Annotated in this window: 23 protein-coding genes and 1 tRNA gene; 13 read left to right on the top strand and 11 right to left on the bottom strand. The window is 66.6% G+C overall.

What is annotated here, in order from left to right; genetic code table 11:
• Window positions 1-164 precede the first annotated feature (164 nt).
• From E3C22_RS21040 to E3C22_RS21005, 8 genes are all read left to right on the top strand, one after another.
• Window positions 165-2,582: a mechanosensitive ion channel domain-containing protein gene (locus E3C22_RS21040; protein ID WP_245515124.1), complete on the top strand. Its 2,418-nt coding sequence runs from the start codon at window positions 165-167 to the stop codon at window positions 2,580-2,582.
• 224 nt (window positions 2,583-2,806) lie between these two features.
• Window positions 2,807-3,439, top strand: coding sequence for an ATP-dependent Clp protease proteolytic subunit (locus E3C22_RS21035; protein WP_134763854.1), 633 nt, complete (start codon window positions 2,807-2,809; stop codon window positions 3,437-3,439).
• A 236-nt stretch (window positions 3,440-3,675) separates the two neighbouring features.
• Window positions 3,676-4,944 (top strand): ATP-dependent Clp protease ATP-binding subunit ClpX, encoded by a 1,269-nt coding sequence (clpX, locus tag E3C22_RS21030; RefSeq protein ID WP_134763853.1) that lies wholly within the window; start codon window positions 3,676-3,678, stop codon window positions 4,942-4,944.
• 238 nt (window positions 4,945-5,182) lie between these two features.
• Window positions 5,183-7,603, top strand: a complete 2,421-nt coding sequence (gene lon / locus E3C22_RS21025; RefSeq protein ID WP_134763852.1) for an endopeptidase La — start codon at window positions 5,183-5,185, stop codon at window positions 7,601-7,603.
• 171 nt (window positions 7,604-7,774) lie between these two features.
• Window positions 7,775-8,050, top strand: a complete 276-nt coding sequence (locus E3C22_RS21020) for an HU family DNA-binding protein (RefSeq protein ID WP_134763851.1) — start codon at window positions 7,775-7,777, stop codon at window positions 8,048-8,050.
• A gap of 574 nt (window positions 8,051-8,624) precedes the next feature.
• Window positions 8,625-8,993: a hypothetical protein gene (locus E3C22_RS21015; RefSeq protein WP_134763850.1), complete on the top strand. Its 369-nt coding sequence runs from the start codon at window positions 8,625-8,627 to the stop codon at window positions 8,991-8,993.
• A 436-nt stretch (window positions 8,994-9,429) separates the two neighbouring features.
• Entirely contained in the window at window positions 9,430-10,044 is a 615-nt protein-coding gene (locus E3C22_RS21010) for a hypothetical protein (RefSeq protein WP_134763849.1), read from the top strand.
• A gap of 351 nt (window positions 10,045-10,395) precedes the next feature.
• Window positions 10,396-11,688: a flagellin N-terminal helical domain-containing protein gene (locus E3C22_RS21005; protein ID WP_134763848.1), complete on the top strand. Its 1,293-nt coding sequence runs from the start codon at window positions 10,396-10,398 to the stop codon at window positions 11,686-11,688.
• Between the two features lie 298 nt (window positions 11,689-11,986).
• On the opposite strand, the gene E3C22_RS21000 is transcribed toward E3C22_RS21005, so the two are convergent.
• Both E3C22_RS21000 and E3C22_RS20995 read right to left on the bottom strand, forming a co-directional pair.
• Window positions 11,987-12,061, bottom strand: a tRNA-Val gene (locus tag E3C22_RS21000).
• 202 nt (window positions 12,062-12,263) lie between these two features.
• Window positions 12,264-12,953 carry an HAD-IA family hydrolase gene (locus E3C22_RS20995; protein ID WP_134763847.1) on the bottom strand — a complete coding sequence of 230 codons (690 nt, stop codon included), beginning with the start codon at window positions 12,951-12,953 and terminating at the stop codon, window positions 12,264-12,266.
• Between the two features lie 468 nt (window positions 12,954-13,421).
• Here E3C22_RS20995 and E3C22_RS20990 point away from each other — a divergent pair, with 468 nt between their 5' ends.
• From E3C22_RS20990 to E3C22_RS20970, 5 genes are all read left to right on the top strand, one after another.
• Complete coding sequence (locus tag E3C22_RS20990) at window positions 13,422-14,150, top strand: peptidoglycan-binding protein (RefSeq protein ID WP_134763846.1); 729 nt, start codon at window positions 13,422-13,424, stop codon at window positions 14,148-14,150.
• 80 nt (window positions 14,151-14,230) lie between these two features.
• Window positions 14,231-14,431, top strand: coding sequence for a hypothetical protein (locus tag E3C22_RS20985; RefSeq protein ID WP_134763845.1), 201 nt, complete (start codon window positions 14,231-14,233; stop codon window positions 14,429-14,431).
• Entirely contained in the window at window positions 14,431-14,859 is a 429-nt protein-coding gene (locus E3C22_RS20980; RefSeq protein ID WP_134763844.1) for a hypothetical protein, read from the top strand. The genes E3C22_RS20985 and E3C22_RS20980 overlap by 1 nt, the downstream gene beginning before the upstream one ends.
• Window positions 14,852-15,223, top strand: a complete 372-nt coding sequence (locus tag E3C22_RS20975) for a hypothetical protein (protein WP_134763843.1) — start codon at window positions 14,852-14,854, stop codon at window positions 15,221-15,223. Before E3C22_RS20980 ends, E3C22_RS20975 begins: the two co-directional genes overlap by 8 nt.
• Before the next feature lie 124 nt (window positions 15,224-15,347).
• The gene (locus E3C22_RS20970; RefSeq protein ID WP_134763842.1) at window positions 15,348-15,665 is read left to right on the top strand and encodes a DUF1476 domain-containing protein; all 318 of its coding nucleotides are present in this window, start codon (window positions 15,348-15,350) and stop codon (window positions 15,663-15,665) included.
• A 39-nt stretch (window positions 15,666-15,704) separates the two neighbouring features.
• Here the strand turns inward: E3C22_RS20970 and E3C22_RS20965 are convergent, their stop codons facing one another.
• The 9 genes from E3C22_RS20965 to E3C22_RS20925 form a co-directional block, all read right to left on the bottom strand.
• Window positions 15,705-16,268, bottom strand: a complete 564-nt coding sequence (locus E3C22_RS20965) for an RBBP9/YdeN family alpha/beta hydrolase (RefSeq protein WP_134763841.1) — start codon at window positions 16,266-16,268, stop codon at window positions 15,705-15,707.
• A gap of 129 nt (window positions 16,269-16,397) precedes the next feature.
• Complete coding sequence (locus E3C22_RS20960; protein WP_134763840.1) at window positions 16,398-17,327, bottom strand: YceI family protein; 930 nt, start codon at window positions 17,325-17,327, stop codon at window positions 16,398-16,400.
• 63 nt (window positions 17,328-17,390) lie between these two features.
• Entirely contained in the window at window positions 17,391-18,104 is a 714-nt protein-coding gene (locus E3C22_RS20955; RefSeq protein ID WP_134763839.1) for a hypothetical protein, read from the bottom strand.
• Between the two features lie 65 nt (window positions 18,105-18,169).
• A complete protein-coding gene (locus E3C22_RS20950) occupies window positions 18,170-19,954 on the bottom strand; it encodes a S8 family peptidase (RefSeq protein WP_134763838.1) in 1,785 nt (594 codons plus the stop codon).
• A 167-nt stretch (window positions 19,955-20,121) separates the two neighbouring features.
• Window positions 20,122-21,159 (bottom strand): hypothetical protein, encoded by a 1,038-nt coding sequence (locus tag E3C22_RS20945; protein ID WP_134763837.1) that lies wholly within the window; start codon window positions 21,157-21,159, stop codon window positions 20,122-20,124.
• A gap of 103 nt (window positions 21,160-21,262) precedes the next feature.
• Window positions 21,263-22,285 carry an OmpA family protein gene (locus E3C22_RS20940; protein WP_167591851.1) on the bottom strand — a complete coding sequence of 341 codons (1,023 nt, stop codon included), beginning with the start codon at window positions 22,283-22,285 and terminating at the stop codon, window positions 21,263-21,265.
• An 82-nt stretch (window positions 22,286-22,367) separates the two neighbouring features.
• The gene (locus tag E3C22_RS20935) at window positions 22,368-23,453 is read right to left on the bottom strand and encodes a trypsin-like serine peptidase (RefSeq protein ID WP_134763835.1); all 1,086 of its coding nucleotides are present in this window, start codon (window positions 23,451-23,453) and stop codon (window positions 22,368-22,370) included.
• Window positions 23,454-23,464: 11 nt separating this feature from the next.
• Window positions 23,465-24,217, bottom strand: a complete 753-nt coding sequence (locus E3C22_RS20930; protein WP_134763834.1) for a hypothetical protein — start codon at window positions 24,215-24,217, stop codon at window positions 23,465-23,467.
• A gap of 40 nt (window positions 24,218-24,257) precedes the next feature.
• Window positions 24,258-25,439: a hypothetical protein gene (locus tag E3C22_RS20925; RefSeq protein WP_134763833.1), complete on the bottom strand. Its 1,182-nt coding sequence runs from the start codon at window positions 25,437-25,439 to the stop codon at window positions 24,258-24,260.
• Window positions 25,440-25,602 lie beyond the last annotated feature (163 nt).

Genomic DNA, 25,602 nt, shown 5'->3' with positions numbered 1-25,602 from the left:
TCGCAGAAGGGCCGGCGATCGTCGGCCCTTTTTCGTTCTGCCCCACTGTCGTCAAAGCGATTGGCGATAGGCAGCCCGATTCGACGCCGCTTCGCGGCCGCCACGCACGTTTCCCGCCGGGCGCTTCCCGGCTGCCGGACCCTGAGAAAAGACCTTTCCCGATCATGATGCTGAGCTGCCTGCGTTCCCGCCTTGCCCGCTGCCTGACGAGCGGTCTTGCCGCTTTCGTCATCCTGCTGGCGGTGGCACCGCAGCTGGCATCCGCCCAGTCGCTGCCGTCGCTACCAGGCGCCACCGGCTCGGACACGGCGGCGAGCGGCGACAGCGCGGCGAAGTCTTCCGAGCCCTCGCTCGACGACCTGATCAAGATTCTCGAGAACGACGACACCCGCAAGAAGCTGGTCGAATCGCTGAAGGCGGCGGCCTACCAGGCGCCCAAGGACGGCAAGGCGGACCAGGCGGCCGACGCCAATCCCGAAAAGCCCGGCGAGATCGTCCGGACGCTGCCGGGGCAGGTCGCCGAATATACGCGGATGATCATCGGCGTCGTCGCCGAGAGCGTCCAGGAGGTGCCCCAGTATCTCGAGCTCTCCGCGGACATGCTGTCCGGCGCAAGTTCGATCGACCTCCCCAGCATCCTGCGGGCGATCCTGCCCGTCGCCCTCGTCGCCCTCGTCGTATTCGCGATCCTTTTCGGCAGCCGATATCTCGAGCGGCGCATCTTCGCCCGGCTGGCGCACGGCGCCGAACATGCCAGCCCGATCCGCAAGCTCGCCTATCTGATCCTCTCCGGCCTCGTCGAAGCCTTTGTCGTGGTGCTGAGCTGGGCCTGCGGCTATCTGGTGGCAACGCTCTACAGCGGCACGCGGCCGGGATTCAGCCAGGCACTGTTCCTCAACGCCTTCCTGCTGATCGAGATGATCAAGGTCGGCCTGTCCGCCTTCGTCGCGCCGAACTATCCCTCGCTGCGGCTGACGCCCTTCTCCAACCGGCAGGCGAGCTACTGGTATTTCTGGCTGTCGCGGCTGGTCTCGATCCTCGGCTACACCTTTCTCTTCGTCGCGCCGATCGTGCAGTGGGCATCGACCCAGGCAGCCGCCGAGGCGACCCAGTTCATCGTCGCCTTCGGTTCGCTCTGCCTGACGATCGGCCTCATCCTGAAGAATCGCGGCGTCGTGCGCGAGCGGCTGAAGCGCGCCCGCAAGAACGGCGACACCAGCTTCCGGGCGTTCGTCCATGCGCTGATCGGGCAGATCTGGTGGGTCCTCGCCATCGCCGCGGCGATCGCCGTCTTCGTCGTCTGGCTGCAGAGCCCGCGCGACGGCTTGCAGTTCGTCGCCGTCGCGGCCGGCAAGTCGATCGCCGCCATGGCGCTGGGCGGCCTTCTGTTCTCGACCCTGTCGCGGATGATCGCCCATGGCGTGACGGTGCCGCAGGAGCTGAAATATCGCCTGCCGCTGCTCGAGCGCAGGCTGAACGGCTTCGTGCCGAAGATATTGACGGTGTTCAGCGTCGTCGTGGTGATCGTCGTCTTCACCTATATCCTCGACGCCTGGGACATTTCCAATTTCGCCGGCTGGTTCTCCTCCAACACCGGCCAGACGATCATCGCCGGATTCCTCGGCGCCCTGCTGATCGTGGTCATTGCCGTCGGCATCTATCTCGGCGTCTCGTCCTGGATCGAATACCGGCTGAACCCGAATTACGGCCGGGTCCCGACGGCACGCGAGCGCACGCTTTTGTCGCTCTTCCGCAATGCCTTCACGATCACCCTCGTCGTCGTCATCTCGATGCTGGTGCTCTCGCAGATCGGCATCGACATCGCGCCGCTCCTCGCCGGTGCCGGTGTCGTCGGCCTCGCCATCGGTTTCGGTGCGCAGAAGCTGGTGCAGGACATCATCACCGGCGCCTTCATCCAGATCCAGAACGCCATGAACGAGGGCGACGTCGTCGAATTGAACGGCGTGTCCGGCGTCGTCGAGCAGCTGACCGTTCGCTCGGTCGGCCTTCGAAGCGTCGACGGCACGTGGTACCTGATCCCGTTCTCGTCGGTCGATCAGGTGGCGAACTTCTCCAAGGACTTCGCCTACTACGTCGCCGATATCGGCGTCGCCTACCGCGAGAACGTCGAGGACGTGAAAGCGATGATGATCGACGCCTTCGAGGAGCTGAAAGGCACCAATGTCGGCGAGAACCTGATCTCCGGCTTCGACATGTGGGGCGTCAACGAACTCGGCGATTCGGCCGTCGTCGTGCGTGGCCGCGTGATGACCAAGCCGGGCACCCAATGGGGTGTCGGCCGGGCCTATCGCGAGATCGTGAAGCGGATTGCCGACGAGCGCGGCATCGAGATCCCGTTCCCGCACATGACCATCTGGTTCGGCGAGGATCGCGACGGCAAGGCGCCGCCGATCCGCATGCGCAACGACCCTGCGGCCAGGCAGAAGGTCGTCGAATCGGAAGCCGTGCAGCGCCCGAGCGAGGACCGGGACATGACCAGACACGGGACGAGCGAGGCGGACGGACGGCCGATCCCGCCGGATCAGGTCGATATCGACAGCGCCGGCGGCGGCCGCGGTTAACCGCGACGGCGCGTCCGGCAGGGCGCCACCGCCGCAGTGGCGGTGCGTCGCGGCCGATAGGCAGCAAGGCTTGGCATTTACTCCATTGCCAGACTGCCGGCGCCGCGACCGGCGGACGGGTTGCGAAGCGCCGGCGCTACGCCCTATCTAGGACGAACGCTTTCTTCCGCTGATTCCCGGCGGGAGTGGCACAGCCCATTTTTCGCGACCTTTGAGACACCACGATGAATCACCCGATCGAAACCGCGATGAACCTCGTTCCGATGGTGGTCGAACAGACCAATCGCGGCGAGCGCGCCTATGACATCTTCTCGCGACTCCTCAAGGAGCGGGTGATCTTCATCACCGGTCCGATCGAGGACTCCATGGCGACGCTGGTCTGCGCCCAGCTGCTGTTCCTCGAGGCGGAAAACCCGAAGAAGGAAATCGCGCTCTACATCAACTCCCCCGGCGGCGTGGTGACCTCCGGCATGGCGATCTACGACACCATGCAGTTCATCAAGCCCGCCGTCTCGACGCTCTGCATCGGCCAGGCCGCTTCGATGGGGTCGCTGCTGCTCTGCGCCGGCCACAAGGACATGCGTTTCGCGACGCCGAACGCCCGGATCATGGTGCATCAGCCTTCCGGCGGCTTCTCCGGCCAAGCCTCGGACATCGAGCGTCACGCGCAGGACATCATCAAGCTGAAGCGGCGCCTCAACGAGGTCTATGTCGAACACACCGGCCAGGACTACGAAACCATTGAACGCACTCTCGACCGTGACCACTTCATGACGGCCGGCGAGGCACAGGCGTTCGGCCTGATCGACAAGGTCTATTCATCCCGCGAGGCTCTGGAGAAGGAATTGTCCCGATAGGGGCAATTCGCGCCGGTTCGTCACTTGCCGGCCACAGTTGAACGTCGATAATGTCGGGAATCCTCGTTAAGGGCCACATAAGCAATTGGCGTTATGCCGTATGATGTGGATTGCTATGTGAGGTTCTAAGAGGAATCGGCGCTCCCGCACCGGGTTCGAATGCACGCCCTCGTCGGGCGCAGTTTCGCAGTAGAGACGCAAACGGGTGCCGTTTACCCGATCGGAAGGAAAGACGAATGAGCAAAACGAGCGGCGGCGATTCCAAGAACACGCTCTATTGCTCTTTCTGCGGAAAGAGCCAGCACGAAGTCCGTAAGCTGATCGCCGGGCCGACGGTCTTTATCTGCGACGAGTGTGTCGAACTCTGCATGGACATCATCCGCGAGGAAAACAAGTCCTCGATGGTGAAGTCCCGGGAAGGCGTGCCGACCCCGCAGGAGATCATCGCGGTTCTGGACGACTACGTCATCGGCCAGTCCTACGCCAAGAAGGTCCTGTCGGTCGCGGTCCACAATCACTACAAGCGCCTGGCGCATGCGGCGAAGAACAATGACGTCGAGCTGGCGAAGTCGAACATCCTGCTGATCGGCCCGACCGGCTGCGGCAAGACGCTGCTCGCCCAGACGCTGGCCCGCATCCTCGACGTGCCGTTCACCATGGCCGATGCGACGACGCTGACCGAGGCCGGCTATGTCGGCGAGGACGTCGAGAACATCATTCTGAAGCTTCTGCAGTCGGCCGACTACAATGTCGAGCGGGCGCAGCGCGGCATCGTCTACATCGACGAGATCGACAAGATCTCCCGCAAGTCTGACAACCCGTCGATCACCCGCGACGTCTCGGGCGAGGGCGTCCAGCAGGCGCTTCTGAAGATCATGGAAGGCACCGTCGCCTCGGTGCCGCCGCAGGGTGGCCGCAAGCATCCGCAGCAGGAGTTCCTGCAGGTGGATACGGCGAACATCCTGTTCATCTGCGGCGGCGCCTTCGCCGGCCTCGACAAGATCATCTCCGACCGCGGCCGCAAGACCTCGATCGGCTTTGCCGCCAACGTCGAATCGCCGGAAGACCGCCGTTCGGGCGAACTGTTCCGGAAGGTCGAGCCGGAGGATCTGCTGAAGTTCGGCCTGATCCCGGAATTCGTCGGCCGCCTGCCGGTGCTGGCGACGCTCGAGGACCTCGACGAGGTCGCTCTGGTGCAGATCCTGGAGCAGCCGAAGAACGCGCTGGTCAAGCAGTATCAGCGGCTGTTCGAGATGGAGAATGTCGACCTGACGTTCCATGAGGACGCGCTGAAGGCCATCGCCCGCAAGGCGATCGAGCGCAAGACCGGCGCCCGCGGCCTGCGCTCCATCATGGAGGCGATGCTGCTCGACACGATGTTCGACCTGCCGACGCTCGAGGGCGTCCAGGAAGTCGTGATTTCCGAGGAGGTCATCGACGGCAGCGCCCGTCCCCTCTACATCTACGCCGACCGGGCGGATGAAAAGGAAAACGTCTCAGCGTGACGAATCGTCTCGCCCCTTCGGACTTCCAATCGTCGGATGCCCGCCCCGGTTAACCGTGGCGGGCATTTCTTTGTCTTGCGTGGATCTGTTGCTGCAGCGCCAAAAGGCGCCGGAGCGCTTGAAAATCAGGGATTCCGACGCCAGATTGGGTTCGGCGAATGGCCTCTCGCGCAAGCGCTTAGGATTAAGGTTTACGCTTGAGGGCCGCACACGGCCTTGGCCGTAGAAAGGAAAAATCATGTCCAACACGCCAGAACGCCCCGAGGTGGATGAGACGGCGCTGTTTCCCGTGCTGCCGCTTCGGGACATTGTTGTGTTTCCGCATATGATCGTGCCGCTCTTCGTCGGCCGCGAGAAGTCGATCAAGGCTCTCGAGGAGGTCATGGGCGCGGACAAACAGATCCTGCTGGCCACCCAGAAGAACGCCGGCGATGCCGATCCTGCGCCCGACGGCATCTATCCGGTCGGCACGGTGGCCAATGTGCTGCAGCTCCTGAAGCTGCCCGACGGGACCGTGAAGGTCCTGGTCGAAGGCGTGTCGCGGGCGATGATCCGCTCCTTCACCCAGCGCAGCGAATGGCACGAGGCCGAGGCGGATGTCGTCGGCGATGGCGAGGACGATCCGGTCGAGGTCGAGGCGCTGGCGCGTTCGGTGGTCTCGGAGTTCGAGAACTATGTCAAGCTGAACAAGAAGATCTCTCCCGAAGTGGTCGGCGCCGCCGGCCAGATCGAGGACTATTCCAAGCTCGCCGACACCGTCGCCTCGCATCTCGCGATCAAGATCCCTGAGAAGCAGGAAATGCTCTCGCTGTTCTCGGTGCGCGAGCGCCTCGAGCGGGCGCTCGGCTTCATGGAATCCGAGATCTCCGTGCTGCAGGTGGAAAAGCGCATCCGCTCGCGCGTCAAGCGCCAGATGGAGAAGACCCAGCGCGAGTACTACCTCAACGAACAGATGAAGGCGATCCAGAAGGAGCTCGGCGACGGCGAGGACGGCCGCGACGAGATGGCCGAGATCGAGGAGCGCATCAAGAAGACCAAGCTGTCGAAGGAGGCGCGGGAGAAGGCGAATGCCGAGCTGAAGAAGCTCAAGCAGATGTCGCCGATGTCCGCCGAGGCGACGGTGGTGCGCAACTATCTCGACTGGCTGCTGGGCCTGCCCTGGGGCGTGAAGTCGAAGATCAAGATCGACCTGAAGAAGGCCGAGGAGATCCTCGACGCGGACCATTACGGCCTCGACAAGGTCAAGGAGCGCATCGTCGAATATCTCGCCGTGCAGAGCCGCCAGAACAAGCTGAAGGGCCCGATCCTGTGCCTCGTCGGCCCTCCGGGCGTCGGCAAGACCTCGCTCGCCAAGTCGATCGCCAAGGCGACCGGCCGCGAATATGTGCGCATGGCGCTTGGCGGCGTTCGCGACGAGGCCGAGATCCGGGGTCACCGGCGGACCTATATCGGCTCGATGCCGGGCAAGGTCGTCCAGTCGATGAAGAAGGCGAAGAAGGCCAACCCGCTGTTCCTGCTCGACGAGATCGACAAGATGGGCATGGACTTCAGGGGCGATCCGTCCTCGGCGCTGCTCGAGGTGCTCGATCCCGAGCAGAACGCCACCTTCATGGACCACTATCTCGAGGTCGAATACGACCTGTCGGCGACGATGTTCGTGACGACGGCCAACACCCTCAACATCCCGGCGCCGCTGATGGATCGGATGGAGATCATCCGCATCGCCGGCTACACCGAGGACGAGAAGGTGGAGATCGCCCGCCGGCATCTGCTGCCGAAGGCCGTGCGCGACCATGCCCTGAAGGACGGGGAGTTTTCGGTTTCCGACGACGCCCTGCGCGAGATTGCGCGCCGCTATACCCGCGAAGCCGGGGTGCGTAATTTCGAGCGCGAGCTGATGACGCTCGCCCGCAAGGCGGTGACCAAGATCCTCAAGGGGGAGACCACCACCGTCGAGGTGACGGCCGAGAACATCTCCGACTATCTCGGCGTGCCGCGGTTCCGCTATGGCGAGGCCGAACTCGACGATCAGGTCGGCGTGGTGACCGGGCTTGCCTGGACCGAGGTCGGCGGCGAGCTGCTGACGATCGAAGGCGTCATGATGCCCGGCAAGGGCAAGATGACGGTGACGGGCAATCTGAAGGACGTGATGAAGGAGTCGATCTCCGCTGCGGCCTCCTATGTCCGCTCGCGGGCCCTCGACTACGGCATCAAGCCGCCGCTGTTCGACAAGCGCGACATCCACGTCCACGTGCCGGAGGGAGCGACGCCGAAGGACGGGCCGTCTGCCGGCACCGCGATGGCGACGGCGATCGTCTCCGTCATGACCGGCATTCCGGTGCGACGCGACATCGCCATGACCGGCGAGATCACGCTGCGCGGCCGGGTCCTGCCGATCGGCGGGCTGAAGGAGAAGCTGCTCGCCGCGCTGCGGGGCGGCATCAAGAAGGTTCTGATCCCCGAGGAGAACGCCAAGGATCTGGCGGACATCCCCGACAACGTGAAGAACGAGCTCGAGATCGTCCCTGTCTCGCGCATGGGCGAAGTCCTCCAGCATGCGCTGGTGGAGCCGCTGAAACCGGTCGAATGGTCTGAAAAGGAAGAACCTTTGGCAGGACCGGAACCGGTGGAGGAGGGCGCAACGGCTGTTGCGCACTGACCTCACCTCGCGGATTATGTGAGAAATGCCGCCTTTACGGGCGGCATTTTTTTACACACCCGGCAATTCCAGGCTCTCGGACATTGCCGAATTAGAGCCTTTCCGCAAAAGTGATCGCTGGTTCTCTGTATGGAATCAGATGGGCTCAGACGCCCGACAAGGAGGATGCCTATGAATAAAAATGATCTCGTCTCGGCCGTTGCCGAACAGGCGGAGCTTTCGAAGCAGCAGGCCGGCTCTGCGGTCGATGCCGTTTTCGACGCGATCGAGTCCGCGATGTCCAAGGGCGACGATGTCCGCCTGGTGGGCTTCGGGACCTTCTCGGTCTCGCACCGTGCTGCCTCGAAGGGACGCAATCCCTCGACCGGCGCCGAGGTGGACATTCCGGCTCGCAACGTGCCGAAATTCGCGCCCGGCAAGGGCCTGAAGGACGCCGTCAACAAGTAAGACCGTTTTCGGGTCCGGCCTGCAGACGCAGGCTGGACCCGCGGCCGCTTTCCCGAAGTTTCAGGATACCGTGATCGCGACCTGTCGCTGGCGGGTTTTCGGGGCGGTTGCGGGCAGTGGCCCGCACGACAATCGATACCCTTTGCATGATCGCTTGCCCGGGGCGTGCCCCGGCAAGGGGCATCGGACCGATGTCCAACGCTATCCCGCGCATCGCCGTGTCGTTGCCGACCGGCCCGGGACACCCGTCCGACGGCGTCAAATCGCATCGACCGGCCATCCAGTCTTCCAATCCCGACAGATCCTTTGTCCCGTTGCCTCCCGACAGGGCACCGAGCGCCGGCGGTCGTCTGTATGATCGCGCGTTCTGCCGATTTGCGCGTGCGGGGGCTGGCGCGATGCGCCTGAGTTTCCGCCTGCGAGGCCTGGCCGGAGATTGCGCGTCGTCAAGGACGATCACGCCCGATTGATCATCGGAGTTGGTAGGTGGCTGAAAACAAAGATGTTTCGGCACCGCAACTGAACAGCCGAGTGAGCATTTTACAGGCATCGGAAATATCTCAAGGACGATGTCATGAAACTCCTCGTCGCGGCTGCGGCCGCCACCCTTTTCGCTGCGCCTGCCTTCGCCCAGACCGGGACGGGCACTGCCGCGGAGACTTCCGCCCAGATGGATTCCTCGCGCTCCAACGAAGAAGCGCCGACGACTTCCGGCTCGGCGACCGACTGCGCCGCGAATCCGACCGCGGCCCAGTGCGACGACGCGGCCACGACCAACTCGACCGGCTCCACCATGTCGACGAGTGGTGGAACCATGAACAGCAACGAGGCGACCAACTCGGATTCGGCCGGTTCCTCGACTGCCAAGAGCGGCGACATGGGCAACGGTTCGGACACCACGGCGCCGGCAGGCGGCCTCGTTCCGGGGCAGACCAGCAACTGACCTAGCTGAAGGCTTGTCTCGCGCGCGACCGCGCGCTTGCGATGAATGAGCAAAGCTTTGGGGGATCGCCCGAGTGACATGGGCGGTCCCTTTTTGCGTGGCCAGAGCCACGGCTGGACCTGTCGCTATCAGTGACCGTGGGACGTAACCTGCGTCCTTGTGGGCGCAATTACACCCGGACGATTGGCCTGTCGTTTCAGGTTGCGATGGACTGCCAGCAACCCAGCCGGCAGACGCTGCGGGATCTTTTCTCCCCTCGCACGCCGCTGCGCGTCACCTCGGCCGGCAGCCGCTCGCAACAAAACGTCATCCAACGGTCCGATTTATGCCGGGATGGGATCGGAGATTCCGCGCGACGCTGAATCGATGGCGCCCCGCTGCTGAAAGCGGAACGGGGCGATCGTCGGAATCGACGGAGAAGCGGATGATCGGTTTCGTGCTGCGGCTGTCGCGCCGCTTCGCTTCGCAGGCGCTGCTTTCCGGTTCGGTGATGGTGGCGCTGCATGCGCTGGGCGGCGGGGCAGGGCTGACGACGCTGATCTTCGGCAAGGAGGATGGGCCCGCTCCCGCTGTCGAGGCGCCTTTGCCGACCGCCACGATCGGGCCAATGCCCGGGATTGATCAGTCGCCCGCTGCAGAGCCCGCCGGGGCGGATGCGCCGCCAAGCCAAACCCTGGCCGATGCGACGTCGGCGCCGAAGACCTCGTCGGAGCCGGCCGGGCGGCAGCTGGCGGAAGCGACGCCGCCGAAATCGCGCAGCGGCAAGGATCAGACGATCCCCGCAGGCGTCATCCTGTTCGACACCTGCTTGCGCGGCTGCGAATCCCGCGATCCGCTGCTGGCCGATGACGAAATGCCGAAGACCGGCTCGGGCCGAGGAGCGGCGAGCGGCACTCACTCATCGTTCGCCGCGCAAGCCGAGCCCGATGATCCCGACCTTGCGGCACGGATCACCCGGCCCATCGCGACGGGCGCGCGGTTCGTTTCCGGCGAGGTCGGGTCGCTGGTCGACGGTGCCGGATCGGCGTTGTCTTCGGCCGTTCACTGGTAGCGGCAAGGCGGAAGCGGCTCAGAGGCTCGCATCTGCCAACATCGATCCGGAACGAAGAATGTCAGCGATGACAGGGGCTTGCCGGGCCGTGGCGAGACCTCTCGCCGGATGCAGGACCGCGGATTGCGCACTCGACCGCGTTTACCGATCATTAGGGCTAAATTCTCTTTTCAACCACGGGGCGGCCTATCGTTCGTCGCCGTTAGGTTTTTCTAACGAGCTGGCGCGGCATCAACTCCCCATCGCGATGCGTCCCCCGACACCACTGCCGGGCGCAGGCATGACGCCGTATCGCGTTACCGGCCAGCCCGGAATGTCCCAATCTTGTGCTTGCGTATGGGACGCAGACTGATGACCAGCATCGTTACCAACACCTCCGCCATGACGGCTCTCCAGAGCCTTCAGTCGATCAACGACTCGCTCGACACCACCCAGGGCCGCATCTCGACCGGCTACCGGGTTTCGGAAGCCAAGGACAACGCCGCTTATTGGTCGATCGCCACCACCATGCGGTCGGACAACAGCGCTCTGTCCGCCGTCGCCGATTCGCTCGGCATCGGTGCCGCCACCGTCGACGCCGCCTATACCGGCCTCGACTCGGCCAAGGACATGCTCGATTCGATCAAGGCGAAGCTGACCACAGCGACGTCGGACGGCGTCGACAAGTCGAAGATCCAGTCCGAGATCACGGCCCTCCAGGGCCAGCTGAAGACGATCGCCGACTCGGCCTCGTTCTCCGGACAGAACTGGCTGTCGACCGGCTCTTCCACGGCCTTCGCCAAGGAAATCGTTTCCACGATCGCTCGTGACACTTCGGGCTCGCTGACCGTCGGTTCGATTTCCGTCGACATCACCAATATCCGCCTCTTCGGCGACATCGACGCCGGCGGCGCGCAGTCGGGCATTCTCGACAAGACCATCGACCTCAACACCTACACCAACACCTCTGGCGTGGCGGCAACGGTCGAGACGACGGCGGTTTCCTTCGCCAACACCGACGACCTCGTGAGCTTCTCGGTCAAGCAGGGCGGCGCTGCGGCGAAGACCGTCGAGATCACCGACCAGACGCTGCTCGATGCCGGCCTGACCGACACCACGATCCGGTCGAACGCCGACCTCGCGGCGGTCCTCACCCAGGCGCTGAAGGATGCCGACATCACCGGTATCGACGTCTCGATCGACGGTTCCGACAACGTCGTGTTCTCCTCGACGGACACCTTCTCGCTGGGCGACGCGGCCGCCTCGGGCACTTCCAGCATCACCGCAGCCAGCCTCGGCCTCAACACAACGGCGACCGCGACGTCGGCGGCCTCGGCCGGGGCGATCTCCGTCATGGACATCGACATCAGCTCGGTCACCACCACCGACATCAAGAACTACATCAAGGTCGTCGACGAGGCGCTTTCGCAGGTCACCAGCGCGGCATCCAGCCTCGGTGCCATCCAGAACCGCGTCGAGATGCAGACGGAGTTCGTCTCCAAGCTGATGGACACGATCGACACGGGCGTCGGAACGCTGGTCGATGCCGACATGACCGAGGAGTCCACCCGGCTCAAGGCGCTGCAGACCCAGCAGCAGCTCGGCGTCCAGGCGCTGTCGATCGCCAATGCCTCTTCGGAATCGTTGCTGTCGCTCTTCCGCTAAGGGCAGCGGCGCGGGATCCTCATCCCGCTCGATCCGTTCGGACCGTGAGGATCATCTCGATCCTTGGTCTGTTCCCGACATCTGGAGGGCCCGGCCATCGCCGGGCCTTCGTCGTTTGCGCCGAGCCTTCGACACGACGGTCCACAGGCATGCGTCCAGCGCGGTCATGCGGTCTCGCAACGGCAGGGACCGGCAGGCACGACGCACAGGACAAGGGACGAGACCGCGCGGTTCCGCGGTGTCGGCTCACTCGAAGCCGGCGGGCACTTGGCAGATTGTTGGCTGTGGCTGGATGAAATGGTGGGCGCGACAGGGATCGAACCTGTGACCCCTTCGGTGTGAACGAAGTGCTCTCCCGCTGAGCTACGCGCCCGCATCCGCCTTCGGGGGCGATGCCGTCTTTCGTCCCGCACGTTTCCGGCGGACATCCGCCTCACACTTTTCTGGATACGCGCTCGGCGCCGCTGGCGACGCAAGGGCTGCCTATAGGGCTCGTCGGCAGCTTCCGTCAATAGCCGATCGTCACGGCAGCGCATTCCATTGGGCCGCGGTCACGGCGAGAGGCGGTGGATCGCCTATGGCAGGTCGCCGGCCCCGCCGGAGATCAACCGGGCGACGAAGGCCGGCGTCAGTTCGGCATAGTCGGTGATCTTGGCCGAGGCTCTGCCGCGGGCCGCGGCGTCGGGCGCATAGCCGAAATCGACGAGCACCGAGGGGACCTTCGCGGCGAAGGCCGATTCGATGTCGGCGGCGGAATCGCCGATCATCAATGCCCGCTCCCTCGCCGCGCCGGCTCGCTCGATCGTCGCTTCGATATGGGCAGGGTGCGGCTTGCGGAAGGCCACGGTGTCGGCGCCGCAGATCGCCGCGAAGCGGTCGGCAAGACCGAGCGTCTCGAGGAGCAGCGTTGCCAGGCCCTCGCGCTTGTTGGTGCAGACGGCGAGCCGGTAGCCGGCACCGGCAAGGCCGTCCATCGCCGAAACGACGTTCGGATAGGGACGCGACCGATCGGCGATATGCGCCGCATAGTGGTCGAGAAAGCGTTCCAGCGCGGCTTCCATCTCCGGCTCGGTCAGGACCCGCCCGCGGCGCTCATAGGCGGCGGTGAGCATGGCGCGGGCGCCGTGGCCGGCATGGGGACGAACGACGGCCAGCGCATCCGCCTCGTGACCGTCGACGCCGAGGCAATGATTGAGAGCGGCGGCGAGATCCGGCGCGGTGTCGACCAGCGTGCCGTCGAGATCGAAGATGACGATGCCGGCCATGCGCTGCTTCCTCCTGTCCCGGGCCGTCGCTGCGGCGAGGCGGATCCTTATGCTGAGGGCGGCAGGCGAGCGTCAAGGCCGCGGGCGGTCGTGGATGCCATGTCCCGCAGGCTGAGCGTCCGGGTCGGTTCCGAGATCGCTGCCGCGATGGGGCGTTTTGCGAAGGGTCGCTGACGAAACGCTCTTGATACGTCACGCAACCTGTAGTACAAATCAGGAACATCGGGTCTGCCGCCCCGTTTTAGGCGCGGCCGACAGGGTGTCGGCTGCCACCGATGTCGACGCTGACAAATCTTCTCCTGCCAGTTCCGATCTCCATAGGCTTCAGGCGAGGCATTCGAGCCTGAACGCGGGCGTGGCCTGCTGGCCGACACTCCGGGCCTGAGCCTCTCCACGACATGATCGCCCGGTGCGCTTCCAGCGTGCCGGGCTTTTTCGTTTTCACGATCCCCATCGAAGGAGCGAACCATGACATTCGAAGCCTGGCTGCAGAGCCGGCTGACGGCGCACGGATTTGCCTGCGGGCCGATCGACGGCGTCGTCGGCCCGATCACCACGGCGGCGATCCGCGCATTCGAGGCGGCGAAGGCGTTGCCCGTCGACGGCATGGCCGACGAGGCCGTCGTCTCGGCCCTCAGGCAGTCGTCGAGCCGGGTCGATCCTAAGACCGCGGCCGCCGTCGAGCATCGCGAGGTGCCCGAGGCGGAGGTGCAGAAAATTGCCCTCGTCGGCAACACCTGGCCGCGGCAGAGCGGCGTTCCGGCATTCTACGGCGCAGTCGGCACCCGCCAGACGCGGATCGAGGTGCCCTTCGACATGGTGCTCGCCTGGTCGAAGACGACGCGGGTGAAGACGATGACGCTGCACGAGAAGGTGGCTGCGTCCGCGACCCGGGTGCTGCAGCGCGCCGCCCAGACCTATTCTGCGGCCGACCGTGCGGCGCTCGGCATCGATCTCTTCGGCGGCTCGCTGAACGTTCGCCGGATGCGCGGCGGCTCGGCCTGGTCGATGCATGCCTGGGGCATTGCGATCGATTTCGATCCCGAGCGCAACCAGCTGAAATGGGGCGTGCCGCAGGCCCGGCTGTCCCACTCCGACGCCCTGCCGTTCTGGCAGGCCTTCGAGGCCGAAGGCTGGCTCTCCCTCGGCCGGGCGCGGAACTACGACTTCATGCATGTCCAGGCAGCGCGGCTCTGAGGCCGCAGGAAAGCCGATAAGCGGGCGAGCGCAAGCGTCCGTCGCCGATCCCATCCCCCGATCACCGGAAAGGACCTCTCATGGATATCGCCAAGATCGCCAAGGCCATCGCGGCCACCGGCGCGACCATCGCCGCCACCGGCACCACCGTCTTCGCCACCGTGCCCGACGGTGTCGAGATGCCCTGGTACGCCTGGCTGGGGCTCGGCGTCTTCAACGCGCTGCTCGGCTTTGCCGTCGTCTATCTGGCGCCGAAAAACGCCGCGGCGGACGAGCGGTGATGATCCTCGTCCATGTGCGGAAGAAGGCGCGCAAGCGGGCGTCGGAATGGTTCTGCGCCCTCAATCTGGCGCTCTTCGGCCTGACCCTGCTCCTGCCCGGCGCGACGTTTTCCGCGCCGGGCTATGCGGCGTTCGACGCGGTGCTCGGCGAGGTCCCGACCGGAGCGCTGGCGCTGGCGCTCGGGCTCACCTGGGCGGCCGGGCTGGTGGTCAACGGCGTGCTGCAGAACCTCACCTCGACGGTGCGGGCGACCTGCTGCTTTGCCGGGTCGATCGTCTATGCCCTGATCACTGCCGCTTACACGATCGGAGCGGCGAGGAGCGGCCTGCCGAGCCCGGGCGCTGCCGGCAACGGCGCGATCACCATCCTTGCGCTCTTCTGCCTCTATTGGATCGGCGAGGAGAAGGGCTGCCGCGACGATGTTTGACGCAAGCACGCTTCCCGAATGGGTGCTGTGGATCGGCGGCGGCTTCGGCGTCGCCGTGTCCACCGTCGTTCTCAAGCTGGGGCTGAAGAGCGGCGAGAGGACCGGCGAGACATCGGAACCCGCGCGCCTCGACGCGGCGCTGGTCGACGGCGTTTCGGTGCGTCATCTGGCGGCGTCGGTCGAGGGGCTGTCGCTGACCATGCGCGACCTCGACCGGCGATCTGCCGAGCGGGCGCGGGAGAGCGGCCACACGGCCGTCCAGCACGCCGAGGCGCTCGGCGATCTTGCCCGCGATCTCACCCGGGAGGTCCAGGAACTGCGGCTCGAACTGCGCCAGATCCGGGCCGAACTCAGCCGCGGCTGACGGATCGCCAGCCTGCGCCCGGATCGCTGTGACGGAAGGGAGGAATCGGCTTCAAAAAGCGCCGATCTTTCCTTATGTCAGGAACGACCCGCCCGGCACGGGCCCACAGCTGAGGAAACACGGCATGTCCTTCAACGATCGCGCCCAGGATTTCGAGTCGCGCTACGTCCACGATCAGGAGCTGCGGTTCCGCATCGAGGCGCGGCGCAACAAGCTGCTCGGGCTGTGGGCGGCGGAAAAGCTGGGCCTCAGCGGCGAGGACGCGACGCGCTATGCGCAGGACGTCATCAACGTCGCCTTCCAGACACCTGGCGACGACGGCATCTTCCAGAAGCTGAGGGCCGATTTCGACGGCGCTGGCGTCGACCAGTCGGACCACCAGATCCACCGCCATATGGGCGAGTTCCTCGCCGAGGCCGAGACCCAGCTCCGCAACGACTGACCGCCGGCTGCCGGCAAAACCGGCAGCAAGGGCAGGCACTCAGTCGCCCGGCCGCGGCAGCTGGCTCATGAAGCGGCCGAAGGTCAACAGACCCTCCGGCCAGGGACCATGGCCGCTCTCGGCATTGACGTGGCCGACGTCGCCAGCGTCGACGAACAGCGATCCCCAGGCGCCGGCGATGTCCTCGGCGGCGTCGAAGGACGAGAACATGTCGTTGCGGCTGGCGACGACGAGGCTCGGAAAAGGCAGCGGATCGCGCGGATAGGGGCCGAAGGTGCGCAGATGCTTCGGCCGGATCGCCTCGTCCGCAACGTCCGGCGGTGCGACGAAGAAGCCGCCGGCGATCGGCCGGTTGATCTTCGGCAGCGCCTGGATCGCCGCGGCGACGCCGAGCGAATGGGCGACGAGGACGACCGGCCTTTCGCAGCCGTTCACTGCATCTGCAACCGCGTCGGTCCAGTCGTCGACGACGGGCTTCGACCATTCCAGCTGATGGACCCGGCGGGCGGTCGAGAGCTTGCGCTCCCAACGGCTCTGCCAGTGATCGTCCGGTGATCCCTTGTAGCCGGGAATGATGAGGATATCGGCTTCGGCAACGCGCATGTCCTGCAGATGCGAAGTGGCGCCGCCGAAGTCAACACTTCGCCGGCGCCGAAAGTTTGAAGCCTCGCCCGGCGGGTCCGCCCGAGATGCCGGGCGAGAGCCGGCCACGCGCTTGCGCCGCCTCGCCGGTCAGCTGGCCGGCACGAAGGCGAGCTCGAAGGTCACCGGCGAGGAGGGCGTGATCGGGATGTCGCCGGCGGCCTCGCTGAGCTTCTGCAGCCCGTCCTGCATGTTGAAGTCGGCGGTCGAGACGGTGACCGGCTTGGCCGAACTCACCGCCACCAGCCCGTCGCCGAGCTTCGAGATGACGACCGGGACCATCAGCTCCTTGCTGACGCCGTGGATCGACAGGGTCACCGGCAGTTCGTAGCTGATCTGCGCATTGTCGAAGAGCGAGTCGATCTGGGCCGGATCGAACTTGGCGGTGATCGTCGCTTCCGGGAACTGCTCCACGTCGAAGAGCAGGAAGCGCATCCTGACGTCGCGGATGTCGATGCCGGTCGAGACCGATTCCAGCCGGATCTTCACCTCCGCTTCGCCGCCAGGGGTCACCGAGCCAGTGAGATCGCCGAACTGGTGGGTCTCGACGACGGTGCCCTTCTTGATGGTGACGAAGTTCAGCCGCGAGCGGGCCTTGTCGAGGCTCCAGCCGTGGGAGAAGAACGCCGCCTTCGCGCTCGGCTCCGGGGCTGAGGCCTCGCCCCGCGCCGATTCCGGCGTCGCGGCGGTGACCGCGGCGACGCTGGTGCCGTCCGGGGCGGGCGGTGCGCCGGACGGCGCCTTCACCCAGCCGTCGACGTTATATTTTACGTTGGCGACGGTATAGAATTCGAGCCGGTGCCAGGTGTTGCCGGCGCCATCCGAATGTTCCTCCATGACGCAGGCCTGCGTCGCCTCGGGGAGGATGGCGACGGCGAGCCCTGCGCCGGCGTCGGGCTTGTCGAAGAGTTCGGTCCGGCTGTCGATCGCCTCGTAGAACTCGCAGGCTCCGGCCTCGCCGGCGAGGCACAGCATCGCCGCGATCACGCCTGCTGCCGGCATCATCTGTCTGATGAGCATGGGACGCTCCTTTTTCGCCTTGTCTGAAAGGGGCCGCCAGCGAAGCGGCGCGTTCGTCGGGCTCTATTGGCAGCCGCTGGCCGCCCAGGTGGAGAGCGCCTTCTTGTAGGGCCCGCCATAGGGATGCTGGATGCGGATGATGCTCGCGGGGTTCGCCATGTAGGACTTGCCCTGGTCGCAGAGCCTGTCCTTGTTCCACTGGTGGCAGGAGGTGCACTGCTTCTTCCAGCGGGTTTCCGGCAGGCCCTCGATCGGCGAGAACAGGGGCAGGCTGTTGGCGAGCTGTTCGATGCTGCGGCCGCGCACCGGGAAGGGACCGAAGGGCACCGGGTCGCTGAAGTTGAGCGTCACCGGATCCTCGCCGCCCGCCGGGGCGTCGCCCGTCGAGGGCGGCGCTGCCGCCGTATCGTCGCCCGGCTGCGCGTCGCCGGGTTGGCCGTCGCCGGCCACCGGGGCGGGGCCGCCGGCAGGCGCCTCGACTTTGGCGAGGTAGCGCAGCGACGTCCAGCCCTCGACCTTCTGGGTGGCGCTGCCGTCCGGCCGGCTCTTCGACACCACCAGGCCCCAGTCCTGCCCGCCCGCCGGCTGGTTGCTCGAAACGCAGACGAGTTCGTTGTAGCGCAACACGTCGAGGATCGTGCCGAAGACGTTCGGCTCGGCCCGCATGTTGAGCAGCCGGGCCTCGACGCGATAGGTGTCGCAGGACTGGGCGAGCGCCGGGGCGGCGAGGGTCAGCGCTCCGACGACGGCCGCGACGATGCTGATGATCCTAGGCATGAGGTACCTCGTAACTTTGACTCAAGGGGGCGAAAGGGCTCATTCGCCAGGCATTGCGGCCGGCGTCATCGGGAAGAGCGGGCGACGGAGGTCGCCGGCGCGTCGGCCGGCGGCGAAAGCTGAAGAAGCCCGGCCCCGCAGCCTTTCGGGCATTCGGTGCTGGAGCGGGGAAGGGCGGTCGAGACGAGCGCCTGGCGGGCTTCGGCGGCGGTGATCGCCGGCCGTTCCGAAGCCAGCGCCGCCACCGCGGCGGCGACCAGCGGCGAGGCCATGGAGGTGCCCTGGTAGGGCGCATAACCGCCGGAGACCATCGAGACGATGCCGTCGGGCACCATGTTGCCGTCGTCGTCCCGGGTGACGTCGCCGCCGGGGGCGAGAATGTCGATGCGGGGACCGAAATTCGAATAAGGCGTCATCACGCCGCGCGCGTCCGATGCTCCGACGGTGATGACGCCGGTGCAGCTGGCGGGCGTCGTCTGACGGGCATCCTCGGCGCTGTTGCCGGCAGCGACGACGATGATCGTGCCGGCGGCCAGCACCTCGTCCACTGCCGCCTGATAGGCGACCGGGCAGGCGGAGGGGCCGCCGAGCGACATGTTGATCACCTTGGCCGGATTGGGGTTCGCCGGAACGCCGGTGACCGCCAGCCCGGCAGCCCAGCGCATCGCGTCGATGATGTCGGAGGTGGTGCCGCCGCAGCGACCGAGGGCACGCACCGGAACGATGCGGACGGGAACGCCCGGATAGCCGATGCCGATGCGGTTGTCGCTTCGGGTCGCGCCGGCGATGCCGGCGACATGCGAGCCGTGCCAGCTGCTCTCTGTCGCCGGCGATCCCTTGAAGCAATGGTCGGCAGGCGCGCCGTCGCCGGTATCGGTGGCGTCGGCATCACGCCCGCCGCCGTCATTGGCGACGAGGTCGAGCGAGATGAAATCGTAGCCTGGCAGCACCCGCTCGGTGTCGAGATCCTCGTGGGCGGCGACGAGGCCGGTATCGACGATCGCGACGATCGGGGCCGGACCGGTGAGCTGGCGATGGGCGTCCCGCCAGGTCTGAAAGCCGGTGCCACCCGGCAGGGCGGTGGCCGAGAAGGTCTCGGCATGATCCAGAAGTTGCCACTGGAAGACGGCGAACGGATCGTCCGACAGCTGCGGCACGGCGTTGGCGAGCGGCCTTTGCCCCGGCAAAGGCTGCGGCGCGCTGCCGATGCCTGGCGCGTTGCCGCGGGCGACCGGCGCGGGAAGCCGCCCGGCGTTCGGCGCAGGACCGGCGCCGAGAATGGCATTGATGCTGTCGGCCGCGGAGGAGCCCTGATTGGCGAAGAGGAAGAGGTCCGGCTCGACGGCCTCGACCTGCGGCATCTGGCGCAGTTCCTCGACGAGATGGGCGGCGTCCGGAGCGAGGTTGGCGGCAAAGTCGTTCGGATCGGCGGGGACGGCGGGAGCGGCGGGGCGGCCGCTCTGCTCGTTGCTCGCCGCGGGCAGCTCGACGACGAGGCTCTGGCCGCCGCTGGCACTCGCCGCTTCGATCGCGGCGACGACGGCGTCCATCCGGCCGTCGGAGGATTCGCGCTGGCGGCGTGACGCCTCGGTCTTCAGGCTCTCGCGGTTTTCGCCGGCCTTGAGGGTGACGAGGACGCGGGTCGGATTGATCAGGCGGGGCGCCTGGTCCGCCAGTGGCGAACCGATCGTCGGCTTCAGCAGCTGGCCCGCGGGGGCGGGTGTCTGCTGGGCGAAGGCCGCGCCGGCAAGAAGCCCGGCTGCGAGCGATCCGGTGAGGAGGCCGGCGCCCTTCAGGGCGTGGGCGGGCAGCCGGCGGGAACTCTGGGCACTGCGATCAATCCTACGCATCTCTCGGAAGCTCCAGGATATTTCGACGGGCGAAAGGGGGATGGTCGGGTCGGGCGGCGATATCCGTCCGCTGCGGTTGCGGGCCTGGCAGGCATGCCGGCCATTGCGTCTCATGCTCGAGGGGATGATGCGGCGCCCGTCCGGTCGGGACGGGCGCCGCAGTCATGTCAGTTCTCGCGGATGCCGAGAGCTTCGACGACGATCTCGTTCGAGCCCTGGGTCTGCGGTTCGGCGACGACGCCCATCAGCTCCAGCATCAGCCGGATGTTGCGCAGGATGCGCTGCTGGTCGGAGCGGGTCTTGTAGGAGAAGGTGATCTCGGAGAAGTCGGACGAGCTGACGTCGAGGTCGAGAGCGCACTTCCAGTAGGCCATGTACTCTTCGACGGCGTTCATCTGGCGCTGCTCGAAGCCCCGGAAGGTCACCGAGAAGGTGGTCGGGATGTTGTCGCAGACGCCGCCGCCGACACCGCCATGGGGAAGCGTCGCGACATCGGTCTCGATCGCGTCGTTGACCGGCGCGTCGTCGATGAGGCCTGCCTTGCCGGCACCGCCGCCGCCATACTGACGGCCGAGCAGCGCGGCCAGCTGGATCGCCAGCTTGTTGCCGGCATTGCGGGCGAGCTTCTCGCCGTTGAGCGAGACGAACTCCTTGATGCAGTGCGGATCGGCCGGGGTGCCGTTCAGCCCGGCGGCGCAGCCGGAGAAGGACACGCCCTTGGTGTCGAGGTCGAGATTGTCCGAGCCGACGAAGCGGCCGCTGCGCACGTCGATGGCGCGGTAGTTCAGCGACATCTGCAGCTTGACGATGCCGCTGTAGGGCTCGGTCACCGCACGGGCGTAGATCGTGTAGGGGACGACGATGTCCATCTGCGGGTTGTCGATCGAACGCACCACCGAGATCAGCTCCTCGTCGGTGCGGCGCTGGCGGTCCTGCTGATAAAAGTTCAGCGTCAGCGCGGTCTCGTCATAGACGTCCATGCCTTCGATGCCGTACTGGCGCAGCCGCGACTGATAGGCCGGGGCGTTGAGCGTCTGGTTGATCGTCGAAAGCACCGCGTTCTGGATGCGGTTGTTGCGAACCAGGCTCTCCTGGTCCCAGTCCTCCTGCATGACGAGGAGGTTGATGGTGGCGGCGCTGGCCGCTCCGGTCAGGGCGCAGATGCCGAACATCGCGGCAGCAGCGGTCTTGGCAAGCATCTTCATGGGGGATCTCCGATTACTGAAGGGTTCACTGGACTGTTGAACTGATGGCACGGCGTTGCGGCCGGTCCTGAAAGGCGAAAGGTCTTGCGTGGCGTGCCCTCCCTCAGTTCGCGATCGCGGAGTTCTGATTGTCCGCCGGACTGGCCGGCGGGCGGGCGACCGGAGTCGTGGCGTCGGCCTTCGGCGCCGGATCGGGGTCCGGTTCGGGCGCTTCGACCGCCACGGGCTCGGGCTGGCTGCGGCGGATGTCGCCGCAGGGGACCGGCGTCGGGCGATTGCCGAAATCGTCGAGGCCGGTGTCGGCGGGACGCGGATCGGCGATGCCCTCGGTGCCTTCGCAATCGACCGCGGCAGGTCCCGGCCCGGCGTCGTAGGCGGCAAGGCCGAGGTCCTCGGCGCTCGGCGCCGCGCCCTTGCGATAGGTCGGGCGGGGCGCCTCGAAGCGCTCGGAGGTCGGGCCGGAATAGCCGTCCTCGATCAGGGTGATCTCGACCCGCCGGTTGATGCCGTCGCGCGGCCGCTTGCGATCGGCAAGCCGCGTCTCGCCGAAGCCGACGACGATCAGCCGGTCGGGATCGATGCGGAAGTTCTTGACGAGGTAGCGCTTGGCCGACAGCGCGCGGCTTTCGGAAAGCCACTGATTGTAGCCCTCCTTGCCGGTCGAGTCGGTGTGGCCGGCGACGAGATACTGGCCGCCTTCGAGCTCGCTCGCTTCCAGCGCATAGCCGAGATCGTCGAGCACCTCGGCCGTCTCCGGCGTGATGTCGAAGCTGTCGAAATTGTAGTAGACGGCGAGATCGACGGAGTGGTTGTAGTTGAGGATCACCTTCTTCACGCCGCGGTCCGGCAGCGGGATCTCCATCTCGATGATGCGGTTGGCGTAGGCCGCGTCGGAATAGCGGCTGCGGGCGGCCGGTTTCAGCGTCCGGATGATCCGCTCGGCCCGTTCGCTCATCGCGCCCTTGGTCTGCTGCGCCATGGCCGGACTGCCGGCACCGACGAGCGCCGGCGCCGCCGAGGCCATGAGCGCTGCCAGGAGCAGCCGCGCCAGCCGGGTGCGGCCGTGCCGGCGGGCAGGCCTTGCGCCGCTTCCGGCGCCGTTCGTTCCGACTGTCGAACCCGTCATCTTCGCCATTTCCTTCAGCCTTCTGATGCGGTTGATCGGTTGTCCCGAGGGGAGTGGAAACCCCAGAGCGTTTCGCTCGGCCTCACTGGCCGATGAGGTCGTTGTAGGGTCTGGCCGGATCGCCTTGCCCGATCGCCTCGTTCGAACTGGCGGCAGCGGCCGGCTGGCGGGCGCTGGTCGGCTGGGCGTTGGTCGGTTGGGCGTTGGGCGCCGGCTGGGTCGCGGCGGCGGCGGTCGGAGCATCCGGTGGCGTCGGCGTGGCGGCCGCGGCGACGGGCGCCGATCCGCTCGTTGGCGGTGCGAGGTGCAGGAAGGCGCTCTCGGCGATCACGTCGGTGACGTTCGAGCCCTCGTTGAAGCTGTTCGGGTCGTTCTCGTTGAGCCCGCCGGTGTGGTGGATGCCGACCACCTGCCTCTCGGAGTTGAAGATCAGCGCGCCCGATGAGCCCGGCAGCGTATCGCAGCGATGGCGCAGCTTCGGCCCGTCCGCCTGCTTCTCGGCCGCATAGCAGCGGAACTGCGTCATCATCTTCGGCTGGCCGGCGGGATGATGGACGATGGTCAGGCGTTCGAGCGGGCGCGAGCGTTCGCGGGCGAAGGGGATCGGCAGGAGGCCGGCGGGCGCCGGGCCGGCGAGCCGCGACAGCGAATAGTCGAGATTGGGGTCCTTCTCGACCGGCGTCGTCTCGACGGGAATCCGCGTCGTCTGGCTGTCCGGGCCATAATAGTCGAGGAGGATCGAGGCCTCGAGCACCTTGCCGGAAAAGCCGGGAATGCAGTGGTAGTTGGTGAGGACGAGATTGCCCTCGACGATCGTCGCCGTGCAGGTCGACAGGAACTGCTGGCCGTTCTCCTCGACTTTCAGGTCGAGCCGGCCGATGGCCCGCGCCAGGCGCCGCATCGGATCGTCCTCGCGCAACAGGCCGATCGGCTCGAAGACGTTCTGCCGGTCGACGACGTCGCGGGCGGCGTCGCCGAGCGACTGGTGCAGCGGCAGGACGTCCTTGCCGTAGTCCTCGGCCGGCAGCTTGAAGTCGACGGCGCCTGCCGCCGAGGGGAGGGCGGCGGCACCGAGCATCGCCGCGGCGAGAAGTGCGGCAAGCCGGCGTCTTGCAAGCGCGGCAGTGGGGGCGGCATTGGGGGCGGAATGAAAGGCGGGGCGCGCCATGACGAGGCTCCTCAGCTTCCGGGAGTTCTGTTGACGAGTCTGAGGCCGAAGCTCTCGACGGTCGGATTGGCGGCATCGATCTGGTCGTCCCAGACCGCCTCGACGCCGATGGTCAGCGCCTTCACGTCGAGCGGCCGGATCGGCGTCATGATTTCCCGGCCGGGGCCGAGGGCGATGCCGGAATTCAGCCGGCTGTCCGAGACGATCGCGACGGTCTTCAGCTCCTCGCCGACCCGGACGACGACCGTGCGCTTGTCGGATTCGTTGCGAAGCCCGAGGAGGCACAGCTGGCCAAGATCGAAATCCACCGTGCCGCCGACATTCGGGCTGTGGCGCACGCGGGTCGACGGGCGGATGTCGAAGAGGACGTCCTGGCACTTCTCGCCGGGAAGCGGGTGCACCGAGATGACCGCGAGGTTTTCCACCGGGTGGTCGCTGGTGACCCAGCGTTCCTCGCTGCCGCGGTCTGGCGCGGCGGCAGGGGCGGCCTGATCCTGCGGCACCGGTTGAGGCGCCGGCTGCGGCGCCGCCTGGGGCGTGCCGGGGAAGGGCTGCGGCCGGATGCCGGGCGTTCCGGCATCGGCACCGGCGGCGGGCTGCTCGCCGCCGAGGATGGCGTTGATGTCGGCCTGGGCGAGTGCCGGAACCGGCGAGGCGAGGCCGGCGGCGACACAGGCGGCAAGGCCTGCGGCCAGCGCGAGAAGACCGCGCGGCCGGGCGAAAAGGACGGTGGAGCGTCCGTCGGAGCGAAGCATTCGGGTCATGCCATTCCTCCCTCGTGACGGAACGCCGCCAGGCGGCTTGCTAGTCGATTGCGATGCTGACGCGGCTTTCGAGCCCGGTCGGGTCGCGCATCACCGCGTCCGCCTGCATGGGATCGGGCGGCCGGGTGAAGTAGAGCAGGGTGGATTCCCCCGACGACAGTTCGCCGCCGGTCAGGACCGAGGCTCCGCCGGGGATCGCCAGGCTGGTCAGCCTCGCGTCGACGAACAGCTTCTGCGCCTGGTCCGACAGGTTGCGCAGCCTCAGGCCGCACAGCCCCTCGCGGGCCTTCAGGGCATAGCCGCCCGCCTGCCGCAGCGCCGGTTCGATGGCAAACTGGCCACCGGTGTAGATCTTCTCCTGACATGCCGCTCTCGTCTCCGCGTAGAGCCCGTCCACCGCGAGGTTGTCGCTCGCGGCGATCAGGGCCCGTTCGGGCTGCCGCCCCGTCTCGGGAGAGGGAGTGGAACGCTCAGACGACAAAACGGCGTAGCCGGCGGCCGCCGCGGCGAGAATTGCGGCAAGGCCGGCGACCGCAAGGACCGGCCGGCCGGGCCTGCGCCCTTCGGGAAGGGCCGCTGCGCCGCCGGCGGCGGAGAGGCCGGCGAGTGGCATCGGCGCTGCGAGCGGCAGGACCTCGGCGCCGGCTGGCTCGGATCCGCTCTCACCGGTGTCGATCGCGAGGTCGAACGCGTCGAGAACCTCCGCCGCGCTGGCGGCGATCGTCAATTCGACGCCGAACTCCTCGCAGAAGGCCTCGATCGTCTCGCGCTCGGCAACGCTCTGCGGCGGCGGGACGACCATGACGGCCCGCTGGCCCAGCGTTTCCGCCTCGGCGAAGATCGGCCGGGAAAGCTCGAGCTTCAGCGGGATGTGGTAGTCGGCGCTCTGCGGATTGAGATCGGCATCGACCATGCCGGTCGCCCAGACCAGCATCGGTTCGGCCTCGGTGAGCCTTCCGGCGGATTCGAGCAGATGGGCGATGAGCACCGGCAGTTCCCAGGACCTGCCGCAGTCGAGCGCGTCCGAGAGGCTGAGTTCGACCGACGGCAGATCCGCGACGACGAGGCGGAGCGGCCCGTTGACGAAGCGGTGGTAGTCGGAAGACAGCGCCAGCGGACGGAAGTCGCCGGCCGTCGCCATGTAGCTCGCCGGCACCCGCGGCCGCCGCTTGATGGCGCGCAGTTCGACCGGTTTCGCGGTAGTCGGGATGATGACACGCATACGCCTTCGCGCGTTGACGCTCGCCGCGAGACGCGCCGCATCGAGAACAGGGTCGGAAGCCGGACTGTGCGTGAACTGACGCACGGTTTCAAGCGCTTGCATCCGATTGTTCTCGATACCTTCCTCGCAAACTTCATGATCGGGCCGCTTTGGCCTTGCGGAA

Source organism: Jiella endophytica, assembly GCF_004519335.1.
GTDB classification, from domain to species: Bacteria; Pseudomonadota; Alphaproteobacteria; order Rhizobiales; family Rhizobiaceae; genus Jiella; species Jiella endophytica.
Note: the sequence above shows the minus strand (reverse complement) of the source record. Positions and strands in the feature narration are given on the sequence as shown.

Excerpts from the sequence above, each read along its gene's own strand:
- E3C22_RS20925 (WP_134763833.1), bottom strand. The coding sequence starts at position 25,439 with ATGCGTGTCATCATCCCGACTACCGCGAAACCGGTCGAACTGCGCGCC.
- E3C22_RS21040 (WP_245515124.1), top strand. The coding sequence starts at position 165 with ATGATGCTGAGCTGCCTGCGTTCCCGCCTTGCCCGCTGCCTGACGAGC.
- E3C22_RS20930 (WP_134763834.1), bottom strand. The coding sequence starts at position 24,217 with ATGACCCGAATGCTTCGCTCCGACGGACGCTCCACCGTCCTTTTCGCC.
- E3C22_RS20940 (WP_167591851.1), bottom strand. The coding sequence starts at position 22,285 with ATGACGGGTTCGACAGTCGGAACGAACGGCGCCGGAAGCGGCGCAAGG.
- clpX (WP_134763853.1), top strand. The coding sequence starts at position 3,676 with ATGAGCAAAACGAGCGGCGGCGATTCCAAGAACACGCTCTATTGCTCT.
- E3C22_RS20990 (WP_134763846.1), top strand. The coding sequence starts at position 13,422 with ATGACATTCGAAGCCTGGCTGCAGAGCCGGCTGACGGCGCACGGATTT.
- E3C22_RS20935 (WP_134763835.1), bottom strand. The coding sequence starts at position 23,453 with ATGGCGCGCCCCGCCTTTCATTCCGCCCCCAATGCCGCCCCCACTGCC.
- E3C22_RS20960 (WP_134763840.1), bottom strand. The coding sequence starts at position 17,327 with ATGCTCATCAGACAGATGATGCCGGCAGCAGGCGTGATCGCGGCGATG.
- E3C22_RS21020 (WP_134763851.1), top strand. The coding sequence starts at position 7,775 with ATGAATAAAAATGATCTCGTCTCGGCCGTTGCCGAACAGGCGGAGCTT.
- E3C22_RS20975 (WP_134763843.1), top strand. The coding sequence starts at position 14,852 with ATGTTTGACGCAAGCACGCTTCCCGAATGGGTGCTGTGGATCGGCGGC.
- E3C22_RS20970 (WP_134763842.1), top strand. The coding sequence starts at position 15,348 with ATGTCCTTCAACGATCGCGCCCAGGATTTCGAGTCGCGCTACGTCCAC.
- E3C22_RS20980 (WP_134763844.1), top strand. The coding sequence starts at position 14,431 with ATGATCCTCGTCCATGTGCGGAAGAAGGCGCGCAAGCGGGCGTCGGAA.
- lon (WP_134763852.1), top strand. The coding sequence starts at position 5,183 with ATGTCCAACACGCCAGAACGCCCCGAGGTGGATGAGACGGCGCTGTTT.
- E3C22_RS20995 (WP_134763847.1), bottom strand. The coding sequence starts at position 12,953 with ATGGCCGGCATCGTCATCTTCGATCTCGACGGCACGCTGGTCGACACC.
- E3C22_RS21015 (WP_134763850.1), top strand. The coding sequence starts at position 8,625 with ATGAAACTCCTCGTCGCGGCTGCGGCCGCCACCCTTTTCGCTGCGCCT.
- E3C22_RS21035 (WP_134763854.1), top strand. The coding sequence starts at position 2,807 with ATGAATCACCCGATCGAAACCGCGATGAACCTCGTTCCGATGGTGGTC.
- E3C22_RS20985 (WP_134763845.1), top strand. The coding sequence starts at position 14,231 with ATGGATATCGCCAAGATCGCCAAGGCCATCGCGGCCACCGGCGCGACC.
- E3C22_RS20965 (WP_134763841.1), bottom strand. The coding sequence starts at position 16,268 with ATGCGCGTTGCCGAAGCCGATATCCTCATCATTCCCGGCTACAAGGGA.
- E3C22_RS20950 (WP_134763838.1), bottom strand. The coding sequence starts at position 19,954 with ATGCGTAGGATTGATCGCAGTGCCCAGAGTTCCCGCCGGCTGCCCGCC.
- E3C22_RS20945 (WP_134763837.1), bottom strand. The coding sequence starts at position 21,159 with ATGAAGATGCTTGCCAAGACCGCTGCTGCCGCGATGTTCGGCATCTGC.
- E3C22_RS20955 (WP_134763839.1), bottom strand. The coding sequence starts at position 18,104 with ATGCCTAGGATCATCAGCATCGTCGCGGCCGTCGTCGGAGCGCTGACC.
- E3C22_RS21005 (WP_134763848.1), top strand. The coding sequence starts at position 10,396 with ATGACCAGCATCGTTACCAACACCTCCGCCATGACGGCTCTCCAGAGC.